Origin of the sequence: Larsenimonas rhizosphaerae, assembly GCF_026240105.1 — a bacterium.
In the GTDB taxonomy this organism is placed as follows: domain Bacteria; phylum Pseudomonadota; class Gammaproteobacteria; order Pseudomonadales; family Halomonadaceae; genus Larsenimonas; species Larsenimonas rhizosphaerae.
The window spans coordinates 66410-82483 of record NZ_JAPIVE010000002.1; the positions used below are offsets into that span (position 1 = coordinate 66410).

Annotated in this window: 13 protein-coding genes; 9 read left to right on the forward strand and 4 right to left on the reverse strand. The window is 55.5% G+C overall.

The features are described 5' to 3' along the window. Window positions 1-59 precede the first annotated feature (59 nt). The 3 genes from yidC to rpmH all read right to left on the reverse strand — a co-directional run bounded on the left by yidC (window position 60) and on the right by rpmH (window position 2414). On the reverse strand, window positions 60-1760 hold the full coding sequence (gene yidC, locus OQ287_RS06855) for a membrane protein insertase YidC (protein WP_265895954.1): 1701 nt from the start codon (window positions 1758-1760) through the stop codon (window positions 60-62). 125 nt (window positions 1761-1885) lie between these two features. Then, window positions 1886-2242 carry a ribonuclease P protein component gene (gene rnpA, locus OQ287_RS06860; protein ID WP_322974105.1) on the reverse strand — a complete coding sequence of 119 codons (357 nt, stop codon included), beginning with the start codon at window positions 2240-2242 and terminating at the stop codon, window positions 1886-1888. A gap of 37 nt (window positions 2243-2279) precedes the next feature. Beyond that, window positions 2280-2414: a 50S ribosomal protein L34 gene (rpmH, locus tag OQ287_RS06865; RefSeq protein WP_086623304.1), complete on the reverse strand. Its 135-nt coding sequence runs from the start codon at window positions 2412-2414 to the stop codon at window positions 2280-2282. Between the two features lie 397 nt (window positions 2415-2811). Here rpmH and dnaA point away from each other — a divergent pair, with 397 nt between their 5' ends. From dnaA to argC, 5 genes are all read left to right on the forward strand, one after another. After that, window positions 2812-4311, forward strand: coding sequence for a chromosomal replication initiator protein DnaA (dnaA, locus tag OQ287_RS06870; RefSeq protein WP_250934744.1), 1500 nt, complete (start codon window positions 2812-2814; stop codon window positions 4309-4311). A 70-nt stretch (window positions 4312-4381) separates the two neighbouring features. Further along, a complete protein-coding gene (gene dnaN, locus OQ287_RS06875; protein WP_265895956.1) occupies window positions 4382-5485 on the forward strand; it encodes a DNA polymerase III subunit beta in 1104 nt (367 codons plus the stop codon). A 56-nt stretch (window positions 5486-5541) separates the two neighbouring features. Next, a complete protein-coding gene (recF, locus tag OQ287_RS06880; protein WP_250934748.1) occupies window positions 5542-6627 on the forward strand; it encodes a DNA replication/repair protein RecF in 1086 nt (361 codons plus the stop codon). A gap of 18 nt (window positions 6628-6645) precedes the next feature. Then, complete coding sequence (gene gyrB / locus OQ287_RS06885; protein ID WP_265895957.1) at window positions 6646-9063, forward strand: DNA topoisomerase (ATP-hydrolyzing) subunit B; 2418 nt, start codon at window positions 6646-6648, stop codon at window positions 9061-9063. Window positions 9064-9207: 144 nt separating this feature from the next. Beyond that, on the forward strand, window positions 9208-10164 hold the full coding sequence (argC, locus tag OQ287_RS06890) for an N-acetyl-gamma-glutamyl-phosphate reductase (protein WP_265895959.1): 957 nt from the start codon (window positions 9208-9210) through the stop codon (window positions 10162-10164). A gap of 68 nt (window positions 10165-10232) precedes the next feature. Here the strand turns inward: argC and gmhB are convergent, their stop codons facing one another. After that, entirely contained in the window at window positions 10233-10799 is a 567-nt protein-coding gene (gene gmhB / locus OQ287_RS06895) for a D-glycero-beta-D-manno-heptose 1,7-bisphosphate 7-phosphatase (protein WP_265895960.1), read from the reverse strand. Between the two features lie 264 nt (window positions 10800-11063). Here gmhB and gbdR point away from each other — a divergent pair, with 264 nt between their 5' ends. The 4 genes from gbdR (at window position 11064) to dgcA (ending at window position 16034) form a co-directional block, all read left to right on the forward strand. Beyond that, window positions 11064-12194, forward strand: coding sequence for a choline metabolism transcriptional regulator GbdR (gene gbdR / locus OQ287_RS06900; protein WP_250934755.1), 1131 nt, complete (start codon window positions 11064-11066; stop codon window positions 12192-12194). Between the two features lie 185 nt (window positions 12195-12379). Beyond that, window positions 12380-13357: a dipeptidase gene (locus OQ287_RS06905; RefSeq protein ID WP_250934756.1), complete on the forward strand. Its 978-nt coding sequence runs from the start codon at window positions 12380-12382 to the stop codon at window positions 13355-13357. A 44-nt stretch (window positions 13358-13401) separates the two neighbouring features. Beyond that, window positions 13402-13950, forward strand: coding sequence for a DUF5943 domain-containing protein (locus OQ287_RS06910; protein WP_284732635.1), 549 nt, complete (start codon window positions 13402-13404; stop codon window positions 13948-13950). An 11-nt stretch (window positions 13951-13961) separates the two neighbouring features. Further along, a complete protein-coding gene (gene dgcA, locus OQ287_RS06915) occupies window positions 13962-16034 on the forward strand; it encodes a dimethylglycine demethylation protein DgcA (protein ID WP_265895961.1) in 2073 nt (690 codons plus the stop codon). Window positions 16035-16074: the final 40 nt, after the last annotated feature.

Genomic DNA, 16074 nt, shown 5'->3' on the forward strand with positions numbered 1-16074 from the left:
ACCCCGGTACCATGAAAAACGCCCCCGCAGATGCGGAGGCGTTCGAGGCAGGGAAGGCATTAGCTCTTGACGGGTTTACTTCCCTTGTCGCTGTCATCCTTGTCGCCACGTTCAACCTGCCTGGTGACAAAGTACTGCTGCGCGATTGACAGGCAGTTGTTGGTGATCCAGTAAAGGACCAGGCCTGCCGGGAACCACAGGAAGAAGAAGGTGAATATGATCGGCAGCATCTTCATGATCTTCGCCTGAGTCGGGTCCGGCGGTGTCGGGTTCAGCTGCTGCTGCAGGAACATCGACAGGCCCATCAGAATCGGCAGGATGAAGTATGGATCCTGTGCGGACAGGTCATGAATCCAGAGCATGAACGGCGCATGGCGCAGCTCGATGGATTCCATCAGCATCCAGTACAGGGCGATGAAGACCGGCATCTGAATGACCATCGGGAGACAGCCACCCAGCGGGTTGATCTTCTCCTTCTGATAGAACTTCATCATTTCCTGCGACATCTTCTGGCGATCATCGCCGTGCAGTTCCTTGATGCGTTGCATCTCGGGCTGCATCTTGCGCATTTTTGCCATGGACTTGTAAGCCTTGGCAGACAGCGGGAAGAGAACGGCCTTGACGAAACAGGTCAGCAGAATGATGGACCAGCCCCAGTTGCCGATGATGCCGTGAATGAACTTCAGGATCAGAAACAGCGGAGTAGCGATAAACCACAGCCAGCCGAAATCGATGGTGCGGTCAAGCTTGGGCGCCAGCGCTTCCAGACGTTCATGAATCTTGGGCCCGACGTAAAGCGTGGCATCCAGTGTTGCCTGCTGGCCGGGTGCGACACTTTGAGACGGGCTTGCAAAGGCAGCCACGTTGCGTTTCTGGCCGTCAACGGTGGCGTAATACAGGTTTTGCTCGTTGGCGTCAGGTACCCAGGCCGCCACGAAATAGTGCTGAATCATCGCCAGCCAGCCGGCGCGGCTTTCAACATTCTTGAACGCGCCATCCTGAATGTCTTCAAAGCTGACCTTCTGGTAAGGCTCTTCAGACGTCGAGAATGCAGCGCCCAGATAGGAATGAACACCCACGCCTGCACCGCTGGTGGGGTCATCGCTGTTATCGCGTGCCAACTGACCTATGAAGCGTGCCGATACCGGCTGCTGGCCATTGTTATTGACCAGATATTCGACCTTGATGGCATAGCTGTCACGATCGAGGGTAAAGCGCTTGGTAATATCCAGACCTTTAAGCGACGTTTTCAGATCGACGGTAAGTGTCTTCTGATCATCGCTCATCCGGTAGTCGGTCTTTTCCGGCGTATAGGTCAGGCGACCCTTGTGATTGTTCAGCTCAAGACCGGACTTGGCGACATAGTCGAGTGTCTTGCCATCGGCCAGAAGGATAAAGGGACGATCAGAGCCCAGACGCTGGGTATGTTTCGGCAGGGAAGCAAAGACAATATCGCCTCCTCGCGGATCGATACGAAGATTCAATACGTCCGTATCGACTCTGATGAGCCGGCTTTCGCCATTGGCGCTTGAAGGCTTGCCATCGGCTGACAAGGCATTGTTGCCACTGCCGGACAGTTCGCTGGTGTGCTCGGGAGCATCCAGGCCCTGTGCCTGATTCGCATCGCTGCCCTGGCTTGCCAGTGCCGGAGTATTCGGGGCGTTATCTTGCGGCTGGTGATAGTCCTGATTCCACTGAATGACCATCAGATAGGTCACCACGGCAAGAGGTATCACGAAAAGGAGTCGTTTCAGGTCCATGCGTGTTAAGCCCGGTTAGGGTGTATGTCGGGTCCAGACGAAGAAGCGCCCGAGCCAGTCACTGTGACATGCTGGTCGGGCGGAGCATCTGACGTCTGTAGGCCATGACCTTCGTACTCGCATGATCAAGCGGGAGAGACCTTGCGGTTTTTCCGTTTGACGTCCTGTTCAAGCCGCCGCCACATGCCGTCAAGCTGGCGCTGCAGGGTCTCGCTGTCCAGGTCTGCCACACCACGTTTGGAAATCACTACGATATCCACGGCGGGTAGCCAATGCTGACGAAGGCGAATGGATTCGCGTGTCAGACGTTTTAATCGATTCCGATCGACGGCGCGTCGCATGGATTTCTTGCCAAACACCATGCCCGCCCGGACATGGTCCAGGTCGTTGGCACAGGCCAGAGCCAGTAGCCCCTTGCCATGCACCTTGAAACACGCGTTGTCAAAGACATGCTGAAACTCCCGGCTACTCAAGAGTCGCAAGGAGCGTGTATAGCCATACGTTGCCATCAGGAAACGATTACGCGCTCAGACGCTTGCGACCTTTCGCACGACGACGAGAGATGACCTGACGGCCGTTTTTGGTTGCCATACGAGCGCGGAAACCGTGATTACGCTTGCGCTTGAGCACGCTGGGCTGGAATGTGCGTTTCATAGCTGATTCCCAGGAGGTAGTTGGGGTGAAAAACAGTTCGGAAAATCGTGGAGGTTCCTTGCGGACACGCTCCGGTCAAGAGCGGGGATTCTAGTGAATTCGGGCCCTGGGTGCAATTTTTATTGAGCACACGACTTGCATTGGCACGCAACAGGGCGCGCCAGTACGGGGTTTTGACCTGTACGAAAGCGCAAAACAGGGTGTGGATAATTTTGTGGGTACTTCAATGATAACTTCTCTCGCCACTGAAGTTATGGGCCAAATTCTGTGTTTATATCAGTTGGTTGGGGCTCCACAACTTATCCACATGCGGTTTTGTCGACTGATATGATGTGGATAACCCTTGCGGTAATCGCTACAATGCCGGCTTTGCTCAGGTCAATCCCCGTGAGGTCATGTGTCTATCGCGCTATGGCAGAAATGCCTTGACTATCTGCAGGATGAATTGAGCTCCCAGCAATTCAATACCTGGATACGCCCCCTGCAGGCCGATGCCGTCGACGCTTCCAATGAAGTGTCCCTTCTGGCGCCCAACCGCTTTGTCCGGGACTGGGTCAGGGACAAATACCTGAAACGCATCAACGAAATAATGCGTGAGCTATCGCCGGGCAGGCCGCCAAAGGTGACGCTGGGTATTGGTAGCCGTCGCAGTGTATCAAATCCTGTGGCTGACCCGGTGGCTGCCGAGCCGGCGGTGCCGGAGCAGCCCGAGGCAGCGCCACCGCCCAAAATGCCTTCTGCCGGGCGGATGAGCATGCCCAGCCGACAGGAACGCTCCTTTGCCGAGCCGCACGCACGCGGCTCCCAGTCTGCACCGGCCGTTCCCCGTGCCTTTGGCAGCGAGCGTCATGTTCAGGTTGAAGGCAGCCTGAATCACCACAGTGGTCTGAATCCCAATTTTACCTTCGAGACGTTTGTTGAGGGCAAGTCGAATCAGCTTGCCCGAGCCGCCTCTCGTCAGGTTGCCGAAAATCCGGGTGGCGCCTACAACCCGCTGTTCCTTTACGGGGGAGTGGGGCTGGGTAAAACCCACCTCATGCATGCGGTTGGCAATCACCTTGCCGGTCTTCGGGATAATGCACGTGTTGTCTATCTACATTCCGAACGCTTTGTAGCAGACATGGTCAAGGCGCTGCAGCTTAATGCCATCAATGACTTCAAGCGCTTTTATCGCAGTGTCGATGCGCTTCTGATTGATGACATTCAGTTTTTTGCCGGAAAGGAGCGCTCACAGGAAGAGTTCTTTTATACCTTCAATGCGCTTCTTGAAGGTGGGCAGCAGATGATTCTGACCTCGGATCGTTATCCTAAAGAGATCATCGGTGTTGAAGAACGTCTGAAATCGCGCTTTGGCTGGGGGTTGACGGTTGCCATCGAGCCTCCGGAGCTGGAAACCCGTGTGGCTATTCTGATGAAGAAGGCCGATCAGGCCAAGGTCGATCTTCCTCATGATGCTGCCTTTTTCATTGCCCAGAAGATTCGTTCCAACGTGCGTGAGCTTGAAGGCGCCCTCAAAAAGGTCATCGCTGATTCCCACTTCATGGGCCGGCCAATCGATCAGGACTTCATCCGAGAGTCATTGAAGGATCTGCTGGCACTGCAGGACAAGCAGGTGGGTGTGGATAATATTCAGCGTACGGTAGCCGAGTATTACAAGATCAAGGTGGCTGACCTGCATTCCAAGCGCCGCACCCGTTCGGTAGCCCGCCCTCGCCAGGTGGCCATGGCGCTTGCCAAGGAACTGACCAATCACAGTCTGCCGGAGATTGGCGACGCCTTTGGCGGTCGCGACCACACCACGGTGTTGCATGCCTGCCGGAAGGTGGCCGAACTGAAGGAAGAAAACGCCGACATTCGCGAAGACTACAAGAATCTTCTGCGGTTGTTGACCAGCTGATGGGCGACGAGGCGACGTGGTCGCCACACTCCCTGTTTTACCCCATTATTCGATGCGAGAGTGACGTGTCATGAAATTTTCCATCTCCCGTGAAGCCCTTTTGCGTCCACTGACGCTTGTGGCAGGTGTCGTCGAGCGTCGTCAGACCCTGCCGGTGCTGTCGAACGTATTGATCGATGTAAAAGATGATTCCGTGTCCCTGACCGGTACTGATCTTGAAGTTGAACTGGTAGGACGTACCGTGCCGGCTACGGTAGATGTTGCCGGTTCGGCAACAGTGCCGGCGCGCAAGCTGATGGATATTTGTAAATCCCTTGCAGAGGGGTCTGATATCACCATCGCTGTTGAAGAAGGTCGGGCCATACTGCGTGCCGGTCGTTCACGCTTCACATTGTCGACACTTCCAGTCGCGGAATTTCCCAACATTGATGAAGGCCAGGGCGAAGCCGAAATTACGCTGACCCGCGGGACACTCAAGCATTTGATTGATGCAACATCCTTTGCCATGGCGCAGCAGGATGTTCGCTATTACCTCAACGGTATGCTCATTGATCTGCGTGATCAGTTGGTACGTGCAGTGGCCACCGATGGACATCGCCTGGCCGTATGTGCCCGTGATGCCGAGTTCACGCTCGACAAGCCGTTCAAGATGATTCTGCCGCGCAAGGGTGTACTGGAACTGGCACGCCTGCTGGATGACAGCGACGAGCCGCTGACGCTGACGCTGGGGAATAATCACCTGCGAGCGCACACCGGTAATTACACGTTTACGTCCAAACTGGTTGACGGCAAGTTTCCGGACTACGAGCGTGTTGTCCCCAAGGGAGGAGACAAGCAGTTCTGCGCCGATCGAGCAGAGCTTCGTCAGGTCCTTTCGCGCACCGCGATTCTTTCCAACGAGAAGTATCGTGGTGTTCGCCTGAATCTGGATGAAGGTAACCTGCGGGTCACCGCCAATAATCCTGATCAGGAAGAGGCCGAGGAAAATGTGTCGGTAGAGTATCAGGGCAGCGCACTGGAAATCGGCTTCAACGTTGGTTACCTGGTGGATGTTCTTAATGTTCTCGGGTGTGAGCAGGTCCAGATGACCTTGTCCGACCCCAACAGCAGTGCTCTGCTGGAAGCTCCGGGTGGCAGTGACGCGCTGTATGTTGTCATGCCGATGCGCCTTTAATCTGCCATTCCTTGGTAACGGGGCCCAAGGGCCCCGTTTCTGGTTGATGCCTGCCTATGCCACTTGATCAATTTCGCTGTACCGGGCTTCGTAACCTCGCCTCGGTAGACATGACACCCTCGGCCCATATCAATCTGATTACCGGAGCCAATGGCAGCGGGAAGACCAGTCTGCTTGAAGGTATTCATATTCTGGGCCTGGCTCGTTCCTTTCGAACGCATCAACTCAAACAGGCGATCATGCATGACGAAGCTGCCCTGACGGTATTTGGCCGCCTCGCAGGTGAAGTACCTGTACCTCTGGGAGTTCGCCGACTGCGGCAGGGGGAGGGCGTCGAGCTCAAAATGGATCGTCAGCGGGTAGACCGTGTTGCGGTACTGGCTGAAAAACTTCCCTTGCAACTGATCAATCCGGACGCCTTCAGACTGATTGATGGTGCTCCGGCAGCCCGTCGTGAATTCCTCGATTGGGGCGTGTTTCACGTGAAACATGAATTCTTCGATCTGTGGCGTGCTGCCCGCCGGGCACTGAAACATCGGAATGCGCTGCTCAGACATGATAGAATGGACGGTCAGACACTTGACGCCTGGAACGTAGAGCTGGCGCGGTATGCAGAGCAGCTTGATGTGCTGCGACGTGACTATATTCAGTCCTTTCTGCCGGTGTTCGAGCAGTTGCTGAGCAGATTGATCAGCCTGCCGGATCTGCAGCTGCGTTACTACCGTGGATGGGACAAGGCACGTTCGCTGATTGAGGTGCTTGAGCAAAGCGCCACAACAGATCGGCAAATGGGCTTCACCCAGCAGGGCCCCCAGCGTGCTGATCTACGGCTCAGGGTGGGTACACGCCCGGCGGCACAGGTTCTGTCGCGCGGGCAGCAGAAGCTTGTAGTCAGTGCCATGAAGCTGGCCCAGGGGTGGTGGCTCGAACAGGCGACGGGGCGTCAATGCATCTATTTGATTGATGACCTGGCAGCTGAACTTGACGAGGAGCACCGACAGGCATTCTGCGGTCTTCTTGAACACATGAAATGTCAGACTTTTCTTACCGGCATTGATCGACATCTGCTGGATGACGTGTGGAGTGTGCCCGCTGATGTGGCCCACTTTCACGTCTCGGACGGACGATTAACGGCGGCGTGATTCCATATGGAGCGGGCAATGAGCGAACATGCTTACGATTCAACCAGTATCAAGGTTCTAAAGGGACTTGATGCTGTTCGTAAACGTCCCGGGATGTATATCGGTGATACCGACGATGGCACCGGGTTACATCACATGGTCTTCGAGATCGTGGATAACTCGATCGATGAGGCACTGGCCGGGCACTGCAGCGAAATTCTGGTGACGATTCACCCGGATGAATCGGTGTCTGTTTCAGATGATGGCCGTGGTATACCGACGGATATACACAAGGAAGAAGGTGTATCTGCTGCCGAAGTCATCATGACGGTGCTCCACGCAGGGGGCAAGTTTGATGACAACTCCTATAAGGTGTCGGGCGGTCTGCACGGGGTCGGCGTGTCCGTCGTCAATGCGTTGTCAGAAAAACTGACCATGACCATCTGGCGCAACAATGAGGTGCACGAGCAGGAATATGTGCATGGTGTGCCCCAGACGCCACTCAAGGTGGTTGGCAAGACCGACCGGTCCGGTACCATGGTGACTTTCCGCCCATCTTCGGAAACGTTTGCCAATATTCAGTTTCAATACGACATTCTGGCCAAGCGCCTGCGTGAACTGTCCTTCCTGAACTCCGGTGTAGCCATTCGCCTGCAGGACGAACGGGATGGTCGTGAGGAGCTGTTCCATTACGAGGGCGGATTGCATGCCTTCGTCAATCACCTCAACCAGAACCGTACAGCGCTCAACCCCGTATTTCATTTCAATATGGAGCGGGAAGATGGCATAGCGGTTGAAGTGGCGATGCAGTGGAATGAAGGTTTCAGCGAAAACATTTTCTGCTACACCAATAATATTCCACAGCGTGATGGCGGTACCCACCTGGCTGGTTTCAGGGGAGCGCTGACACGAACCCTGAACAGTTATATCGAATCCGAGGATATTCAGAAGAAGTCCAAGGTGGCTACCTCCGGTGACGATGCACGAGAAGGCCTGACAGCGATTATTTCCGTCAAGGTGCCGGATCCCAAGTTCTCCTCTCAGACCAAGGACAAGCTTGTCTCCTCCGAGGTCAAGACGGCTGTAGAGCAGGAGATGAGCCGTCAGTTCAGCGAATACCTGATCGAGCGGCCCAGCGAAGCAAAGGCCATCGTCAGCAAGATGCTCGATGCTGCTCGGGCGCGTGAGGCTGCGCGCAAGGCGCGAGACATGACGCGGCGAAAGGGTGCGCTCGATATCGCCGGTCTGCCTGGAAAGCTGGCGGACTGCCAGGAAAAGGATCCCACCCGATCGGAGCTTTATCTGGTGGAGGGTGATAGTGCCGGGGGAAGTGCCAAGCAGGGCAGGGACCGCCGTACTCAGGCCATCCTGCCGCTCAAGGGCAAGATACTGAACGTTGAAAAGGCTCGCTTCGACAAGATGCTGTCTTCAGCGGAAGTCGGTACCCTGATCACCGCGCTGGGCTGCGGGATCGGTAGAGAAGAGTTCAACCCGGACAAGCTGCGTTATCACTCGGTCATTATCATGACCGACGCCGATGTTGACGGGTCGCACATTCGTACGCTGCTTTTGACCTTCTTCTTCCGCCAGATGCCCGAACTGATCGAGCGGGGGCACATCTTCATTGCTCAGCCGCCGCTGTACAAGATCAAGCGTGGCAAGCAGGAAATGTATTTGAAGGACGAGCAGGCGCTTCAGGATTACCTGACCACGACAGCACTGGATGGTGCGTTGTTGCATGTCAACGCTGATGCCCCCGGTTTTGGCGGGCAGGGGCTTGAAACCCTGGTTAACCAGTATCGTGCGGCCATGGCTCGCATTGACCGGCTGAGCCGCGTCTACCCCATCGAAGTACTGCGCAAGCTGATCGAAGTGCCGGCAGTTTCCGGAGATATGCTGTCTGATCAGGCTGCAATGCAGCACTGGCTGACGCTGATTCAGACCAAAATGGATACGGTCGTCGCCTATGAAGGTGGGCCCAGCTACCATTTTGAACTGCGCTATGATGAAGAGCAGTCAGTCTACCTTCCAAGTGTTGCCCTGTCGGCTCATGGCGTGTCCACGGACTACCCGCTGGGTGCCGGCTTCTTCCGGTCTGCTGACTATGCCACCATGACAAAGCTGGGCGAGGAACTGGACAGTCTGCTTGAAGAGGGCGCCTTCATTGCCCGTGGAGAGCGGAAGCAGTCGGTTACCACGTTTAGCGACGTACTTGACTGGCTGATGAAGGAAGCGCTCCGCGGGTTCAGTGTGCAGCGTTACAAGGGGCTGGGCGAAATGAACCCCGAGCAGCTGTGGGAAACCACGATGGATCCGCAGTCGCGTCGCATGCTGCGCGTTACCATTGAAGATGCTGTTGCGGCAGACTTGATGTTCAATACCCTGATGGGTGATGAGGTCGAGCCGCGTCGTGACTTCATTGAAAGCAACGCTCTGATCGCCAATCTGGACGTATAGGTTCTGATGAATCAATGTTTCACGTGAAACATTCTGGCCGGCGCATTGCGCCGGCTTTTTTTATGCATATTTGGACTCGGAGGCCTGCCTGAATCTACGTTATGATGATCAAAGTCATCGAGATAATCAGATAGGGAGAATTGCATGGCACCGAAGGTATATGTAGATGGCCAGTCAGGTACAGCCGGACTTCGTTTGATGGATTATCTTGCTGTACGCGATGACATCGAGCTGCTGCGCATCGATGAAGAAAGGCGCAGGGACGCCAGTGAGCGGGCGCGACTGATCAACGCCTCCGATATTACATTTCTCTGCCTGCCCGACGATGCATCACGCGAAGCCGTGGCAATGCTTGAAAATCCTGATACCACGGTCATCGATGCCAGTACGGCATTTCGTACTGATCCATCATGGGCTTATGGACTGCCCGAACTTGCCAGCGGGCAACGCGAAGCGATTCGTGCCAGTCATCGCATTGCCAACCCGGGATGTCATGCAACGGCGTTCATTCTTCTGACACGCCCTTTGGTTGATGCCGGCCTTCTCCCTGAAGACAGTCTGTTAAGTGCGACGTCACTGACCGGGTACAGTGGTGGTGGCAAGCAGATGATTGCCCAGTACGAGGCCGCAGATAATTCTCGCCTTGATAGCCCGCGGAGCTATGCGCTTGGGCTTGAGCACAAGCATCTTCCGGAAATGTCACTTCATGCGCGGCTGGGCCATGCTCCAGTCTTCGTGCCAGTCGTGGGCTCTTTTCTGAAGGGGCTGACGGTCAGTATCCCGTTGCATGCGGCGCAGCTGAAAGACGGCACCACTACGCTGGATATCGTCAATGCCTACAAGGCTCACTACGACGGAGAACAGTTCGTTCGAGTGATGAATGCAGATGACGATGCTTCCAATCTTGATCAGGGATTTTTTGATGTTCAGGGATGCAATGATACCAATCGGGTCGACCTGTTCGTATTTGGTAACAGCCAGCGCATGACCCTGATGGCCCGCCTGGATAACCTGGGCAAGGGCGCGGCTGGAGCGGCGGTCCAGTGCATGAATATCCGACTGGGAATCGACGAATCACGAGGTCTTGATATCGAGCGTTAAGTGATCAGCCAATTAAATAATGTTTCACATGAAACATGGAAAAAAGATGCCCCTCAGGGCATCTTTTTTTACGGTGTGTCTGCATGAAAGTCAAGAAGACGAGCAGCAAATTCTGCCAGTGATTCGCTCACGATTACGCTATCGGGATGTGACAGGGCGGCAAGCTCATGACTTGTTTTTTCACCCTTCCCGGTCCTGACCAGCGCCAGACGACACCCAACCCTGTCGCCTGCCTGAAGATCGCGCAGGCTGTCACCAACCATCCAGCTGCTTTTCAGGTCCTGATAGCCAAGTGTGTCGCGTATGCTTTCCAGCAGGCCAGGGGACGGCTTTCTGCAGTGGCAGTTGTCTTTCGGGCCGTGGGGGCACCAGGCAATATGCGCAATATGACCGCCTGCCTTCTCTACCAGTGAGCACATTTTGCTGTGCATCGCCGCCAGGGTTGCTTCATCAAAAAGCTGTCGAGCGATACCTGACTGGTTGGTCGCGACAGCAATTGTATACCCTGCATTATAGAGTGCTGCGATAGCCTCGATAGCACCAGGTATCGGTATCCACTCATCTACCGATTTGATGTAATGTGGGGAGTCTTCATTAATGACGCCATCACGGTCCAGAATAATCAACGAATGCATGGCGGACAGGCTTCCTGGTGCGGGTCAGATCCAAAAAAAGCCATGACACATAGCTTTGGATGCAGTGGTTATAAGAAGGGGCTATCCGCCATCGTATCAACGATGGAGATAATTGATATAACAGAGCGACTTAAAGGTGTGATTATTTACCCTGACCTGATGTTGTAACGCACACCTGCCTTGCACACTCCACCGGACACGCACTTCCGGGCCAGAATATCCGATAACAAGCAATAAATAGAAAAATGGTTGAGGAGATATTTCATGACAAACAGTACGTTGTATCAGGGCGCAGACCCGTCTCCCCACCCACGATGTATGGGATTCCTGCTTCTTGAAAATTTCACCCTGATTTCACTGGCTTCTGCGATTGAGCCCTTGCGTATGGCCAATCAACTGGCAGGCGAGGAATTGTATCGCTGGTATACCATCAGCGCCGATGGTCAGCCCCTCCGTGCCAGTGACGGCTTGATGGTCACGCCCGATGAATCCTTCAGTACGGTGCCGTCGCTGGATGATGTAGTGGTTTGCGGTGGCGTTGCTCCGGGTCGCTACGTTACGCGAAGCCATGTGGTATGGCTTCAGCAGCAGGCGCGACGTCTTTCTCGCATGGGGGCTGTTTGTACCGGCAGCTGGGCGCTGGCTCGAGCCGGTCTGCTTGATGGATATGAAAGCAGCACGCACTGGGAGTGCATGGCCTCCATGCAGGAAGCCTTTCCCGGTATTGCGCTGACGACACGGTTATTCTGTATTGACCGGAATCGGTTCACCGCATCAGGTGGCACGGCGCCGATGGACATGATGCTCAACGTCATTGCTCACGATCATGGGCGTGAACTGGCGGCCGGCATATCGGAAATGTTCATTTATGAGCGAATGCGTAACGAGCAGGATCACCAGCGTGTTCCCCTCAAGCACGTCCTTGGAACGACCCAGCCCAAGTTGCTTGATACCGTGGCATTGATGGAATCCAATCTTGAAGAGCCGATCAGCCTATGTGAGCTGGCGCGCTATGTTGATGTATCACGTCGTCAGCTTGAACGCCTGTTTCAGAAATACCTTCAATGCTCGCCTTCCCGATATTATCTGAAGCTTCGCCTGACGCGTGCCAGACAGCTGCTCAAGCAGACATCCCTGTCGATCATTGATGTCGCCTCGGCCTGTGGATTTGTTTCCACGCCCCATTTTTCCAAGTGCTACCGGGAGTTCTTTGGTGTCCCCCCCCGGGATGAACGCCTGGGCGTACTGTCTCGCAAGCAGCAGGAACAGACATTGGCCATTAGCCAGGCGCCACCGGTGCTTTCCCTGACGGAAACGCGGTTTTCAAGTGCCCAGCTGGCGCTTTCAAATGCCCTTGGCGAACCGACCTACGCCAGTATTCGTGTACCTCATTAGCAGGAAGTATTATTCCCTGCTGACAAAAAAGGCCCGGTGATCACCGGGCCTTTTTTGTCAGCGGGTCCATTATGCCTGAGCGCGACAATGTTGACGCTTTTGGAATGATCTTCGTCGCATACAGGCGTCGTGGGGCAGGGGGGCGGGGATATGCTGGCCGCATAACCTGATTAGTGGAGAACACCATGACCCCGTCCGAACTGCACGACGACGCTATCATCATCGATGGCCTGATTATCGCTAAATGGGAGCGCGCGCTGCTGGAAGACATGCGTAAAGGCGGTCTTACTGCGGCAAACTGCACTGTGTCAGTGTGGGAGGGGTTCAAGGCCACCGTCGATAATATTGTCCGCACTCAGGCGTTGATGGATGAGTGCAGTGACCTTGTTCGTCCGGTGCATACCACGGCGGACATTACCAAAGCCAAGGAAGAAGGCAAGACAGGCATCATCTTCGGCTTCCAGAACGCACAGGCGTTTGAAGACCAGATCGGTTATGTCGAGATCTTCAAGAAGCTTGGCGTGGGCATCGTTCAGATGTGCTACAACACCCAGAATATGGTCGGTACCGGCTGTTACGAGCGTGATGGCGGTCTGTCAGGGTTCGGTCGCGAAATCGTGGCGGAAATGAACCGGGTCGGCATGATGTGTGATCTGTCTCACGTCGGTGCCAACACCAGCAGGGAAGTCATTCTCGAGTCCAAACAACCGGTCTGCTACTCACACTGTCTGCCATCCGGCCTGAAGGAACACCCGCGCAACAAGTCCGACGAGGAACTGAAATTCATCGCCGATAACGGCGGCTTTGTTGGCGTCACCATGTTCACTCCTTTCCTGCGTGCCGGCGTTAACGCCACCGTGGACGATTACGTTGAAGCCATCGAGTACATCATGAATATCGTGGGCGAAGACGCGATCGGTATCGGCACCGATTTCACACAGGGCCACGATCAGCAGTTCTTCGAGTGGCTTACGCATGACAAGGGTTATGCACGTCGCCTGACCAGCTTTGGGGAAATCATCAATCCCAAGGGTATCCGTACCGTTGGCGAGTTCCCGAACCTGACTGAAGCGCTTCTCCGTCGCGGCATGAGCGAGCGACAGGTCCGCAAGATCATGGGCGAAAACTGGGTGCGCGTACTGCGTGACGTCTGGGGCGCCTGATACGCCACCAGAGTACTGGATTCATCTGAAACAACGACAAGAACATGAGGTTAGACACCGTGACGACTACTGCTCCCCAACTGCCGATCGAAGTCGACAGCGAAACCGGCATCTGGACCACCGATGCACTGCCGATGCTGTATGTACCGCGCCATTTCTTCATCAATAACCATGTGGCCGTGGAAGAAGCGCTGGGTGCCGAGAAGTATGCCGAAATTCTCTATCACGCCGGTTACAAGAGTGCCTGGCACTGGTGTGAAAAGGAGGCTGAAATTCACGGCCTTCAGGGCGTGGACGTCTTCGAGCACTATATGAAGCGTTTGTCCCAGCGCGGCTGGGGATTGTTCATCACCGAAGAGATTGATCTCGAGAATGGTACCGCGAGCGTACGCCTTGAGCACAGTGCCTTCGTTTATCAGATGGGCAAGGTCGATCGGAAGATCGAATACATGTTCACTGGCTGGTTTGCCGGTGCCATGGATCAGATTCTTGCAGCTGGTGGAAGCAGTCTGCGTACCCAGGCCGAGCAGGTCCAGAGCGGCGCCGAATCCGGGTGTGATGTTGGCCGGTTCAAGGTTGCGCCGACTAGCTGAGGAGAGAGAATATGGCCTTTGAAGCAATGTTTGAGCCGATCAAGATCGGCAGCCAGACAATCCGTAACCGGGTAGTGAGCACCGCGCATGCCGAGGTGTATGCCACCGACGGCGGGATGACATCCGAACGTTACGTCAAATACTACGAAGAAAAAGCCAAGGGTGGGTGCGGACTGTGCATCTGTGGTGGCTCATCGGTCGTATCGATCGATAGTCCTCAGGGCTGGTGGAGTTCGGTCAACCTGTCGACGGATCGGATCATTCCGCACTTTCAGAATCTGGCAGATGCCGTGCACAAGCATGGCGGCAAGATCATGATTCAGATTACCCACATGGGGCGCCGCTCTCGCTGGGACGGATACGACTGGTCAACACTGCTGTCTCCTTCAGGTGTCCGCGAACCGGTTCACCGCTCGACCTGCAAGACGATCGAAGAAGAAGAGATCTGGCGCATCATCGGCGACTTTGCCCAGGCAGCACGCCGGGCCAAGGAAGGCGGTCTGGACGGGGTTGAGCTGTCGGCAGTGCATCAGCACCTGGTCGACCAGTTCTGGAGTCCTCGCGTCAACAAGCGTACCGACCAATGGGGTGGCAGCTTTGAAAACCGGATGCGCTTTGGCATGGAAGTGCTGAAGGCGGTTCGGGAAGAAGTCGGCGATGAATTCGTGGTCGGCATGCGTATCACCGGCGATGAGTTCCATCCGGACGGTCTGGATCACGAGGAAATGAAACGGATCGCGGCTTATTACGACGCGACCGGCAAGGTCGATTTCTTCGGCGTTGTAGGGTCGGGTTGTGATACTCACAATACGCTCGCCAACGTTATTCCGAACATGAGCTATCCGCCGGAGCCCTTCCTGCATCTGGCCGCCGGTATCAAGACGGTCGTCTCGGTTCCGGTCATTCACGCCCAGAACATCAAGGATCCAAACCAGGCCACTCGTATCCTGGAAGCGGGCCACGTTGACCTGGTCGGGATGACTCGTGCGCACATTGCTGACCCGCATCTGATTGCCAAGATCAAGATGGGGCAGACGGATCAGATTCGTCAGTGTGTGGGTGCCAACTACTGCATCGACCGCCAGTATCAGGGGCTGGATGTACTGTGTATCCAGAACGGAGCAACGTCTCGCGAATACATGGGGCTGCCTCACATCATCGAAAAGACCAGGGGACCGCTTCGCAAGGTGGTTGTGGTCGGCGGTGGCCCCGGCGGGATGGAGGCAGCGCGCGTCAGTGCCGAACGTGGCCATGATGTAACGCTGTTTGAAGCCAAGGATCAGATCGGTGGTCAGATCACCACGGCGTCACGTGCGCCGGGCCGCGATCAGATGGCGGGTATCACGCGCTGGTATCAGCTCGAGCTGGATCGCCTGGGGGTGGATATTCGCCTCAACACGCCCGCTGATGAAGCGACCATCAAGGACCTGCGCCCGGATATCGTTCTGCTGGCTACAGGTGGTACGCCGCACATGACACAGGTGGCAGACTGGGGATTTGATGAAGATCCCGAGAAAAGCCTGATTGTCAGCAGCTGGGATATTCTTGATGGCAAGGTTGAGCCGGCCAAAAACGTGCTGGTATTCGATACGATCTGTGAATTTTCCGGGGTGTCCGTAGCGGACTACATGGCCGACAAGGGCTCCCGGGTCGAGATCGTCACCGACGACATCAAGCCGGGTGCTGCAGTAGGAGGCACTACGTTCCCGACGTACTACCGCACGCTGTATGAGAAAGAAGTCATCATGACCTCCGACCTGGCCCTTCACAAGGTCTATCGCGAGGGCCCGGCGCTGGTGGCGGTACTCGAAAACGAGTACACCGGCCAAATGGAAGAGCGGGTCGTGGATCAGGTCGTGGTTGAAAACGGGGTCAAGCCCAGCGAGACGCTGTACTACACCCTGAAGCCACAATCGCGTAACCGCGGCCAGATGGACCTCGAAGCGCTGTATGCCATTGAACCCCAGCCCTGCCTGAGTGAGCCGGGAGAAGGCTTCCTGCTGTTCCGGATCGGCGACTGCACTGCACCGCGCAATACGCACGCTGCCATCTACGACGCCTTGCGCCTCTGCAAGGATTTCTGAGACCTGCCCGCGCGGTAATGCCGCGCGGGCTGTCCGGGAG

What these genes read in the sequence shown, in the direction of transcription:
- OQ287_RS06905 (WP_250934756.1), top strand. Translation starts at nt 12,380, where the DNA reads ATGACCCCGTCCGAACTGCACGACGACGCTATCATCATCGATGGCCTG.
- dgcA (WP_265895961.1), top strand. Translation starts at nt 13,962, where the DNA reads ATGGCCTTTGAAGCAATGTTTGAGCCGATCAAGATCGGCAGCCAGACA.
- gyrB (WP_265895957.1), top strand. Translation starts at nt 6,646, where the DNA reads ATGAGCGAACATGCTTACGATTCAACCAGTATCAAGGTTCTAAAGGGA.
- gbdR (WP_250934755.1), top strand. Translation starts at nt 11,064, where the DNA reads ATGACAAACAGTACGTTGTATCAGGGCGCAGACCCGTCTCCCCACCCA.
- recF (WP_250934748.1), top strand. Translation starts at nt 5,542, where the DNA reads ATGCCACTTGATCAATTTCGCTGTACCGGGCTTCGTAACCTCGCCTCG.
- argC (WP_265895959.1), top strand. Translation starts at nt 9,208, where the DNA reads ATGGCACCGAAGGTATATGTAGATGGCCAGTCAGGTACAGCCGGACTT.
- gmhB (WP_265895960.1), bottom strand. Translation starts at nt 10,799, where the DNA reads ATGCATTCGTTGATTATTCTGGACCGTGATGGCGTCATTAATGAAGAC.
- dnaN (WP_265895956.1), top strand. Translation starts at nt 4,382, where the DNA reads ATGAAATTTTCCATCTCCCGTGAAGCCCTTTTGCGTCCACTGACGCTT.
- rpmH (WP_086623304.1), bottom strand. Translation starts at nt 2,414, where the DNA reads ATGAAACGCACATTCCAGCCCAGCGTGCTCAAGCGCAAGCGTAATCAC.
- OQ287_RS06910 (WP_284732635.1), top strand. Translation starts at nt 13,402, where the DNA reads ATGAGGTTAGACACCGTGACGACTACTGCTCCCCAACTGCCGATCGAA.
- yidC (WP_265895954.1), bottom strand. Translation starts at nt 1,760, where the DNA reads ATGGACCTGAAACGACTCCTTTTCGTGATACCTCTTGCCGTGGTGACC.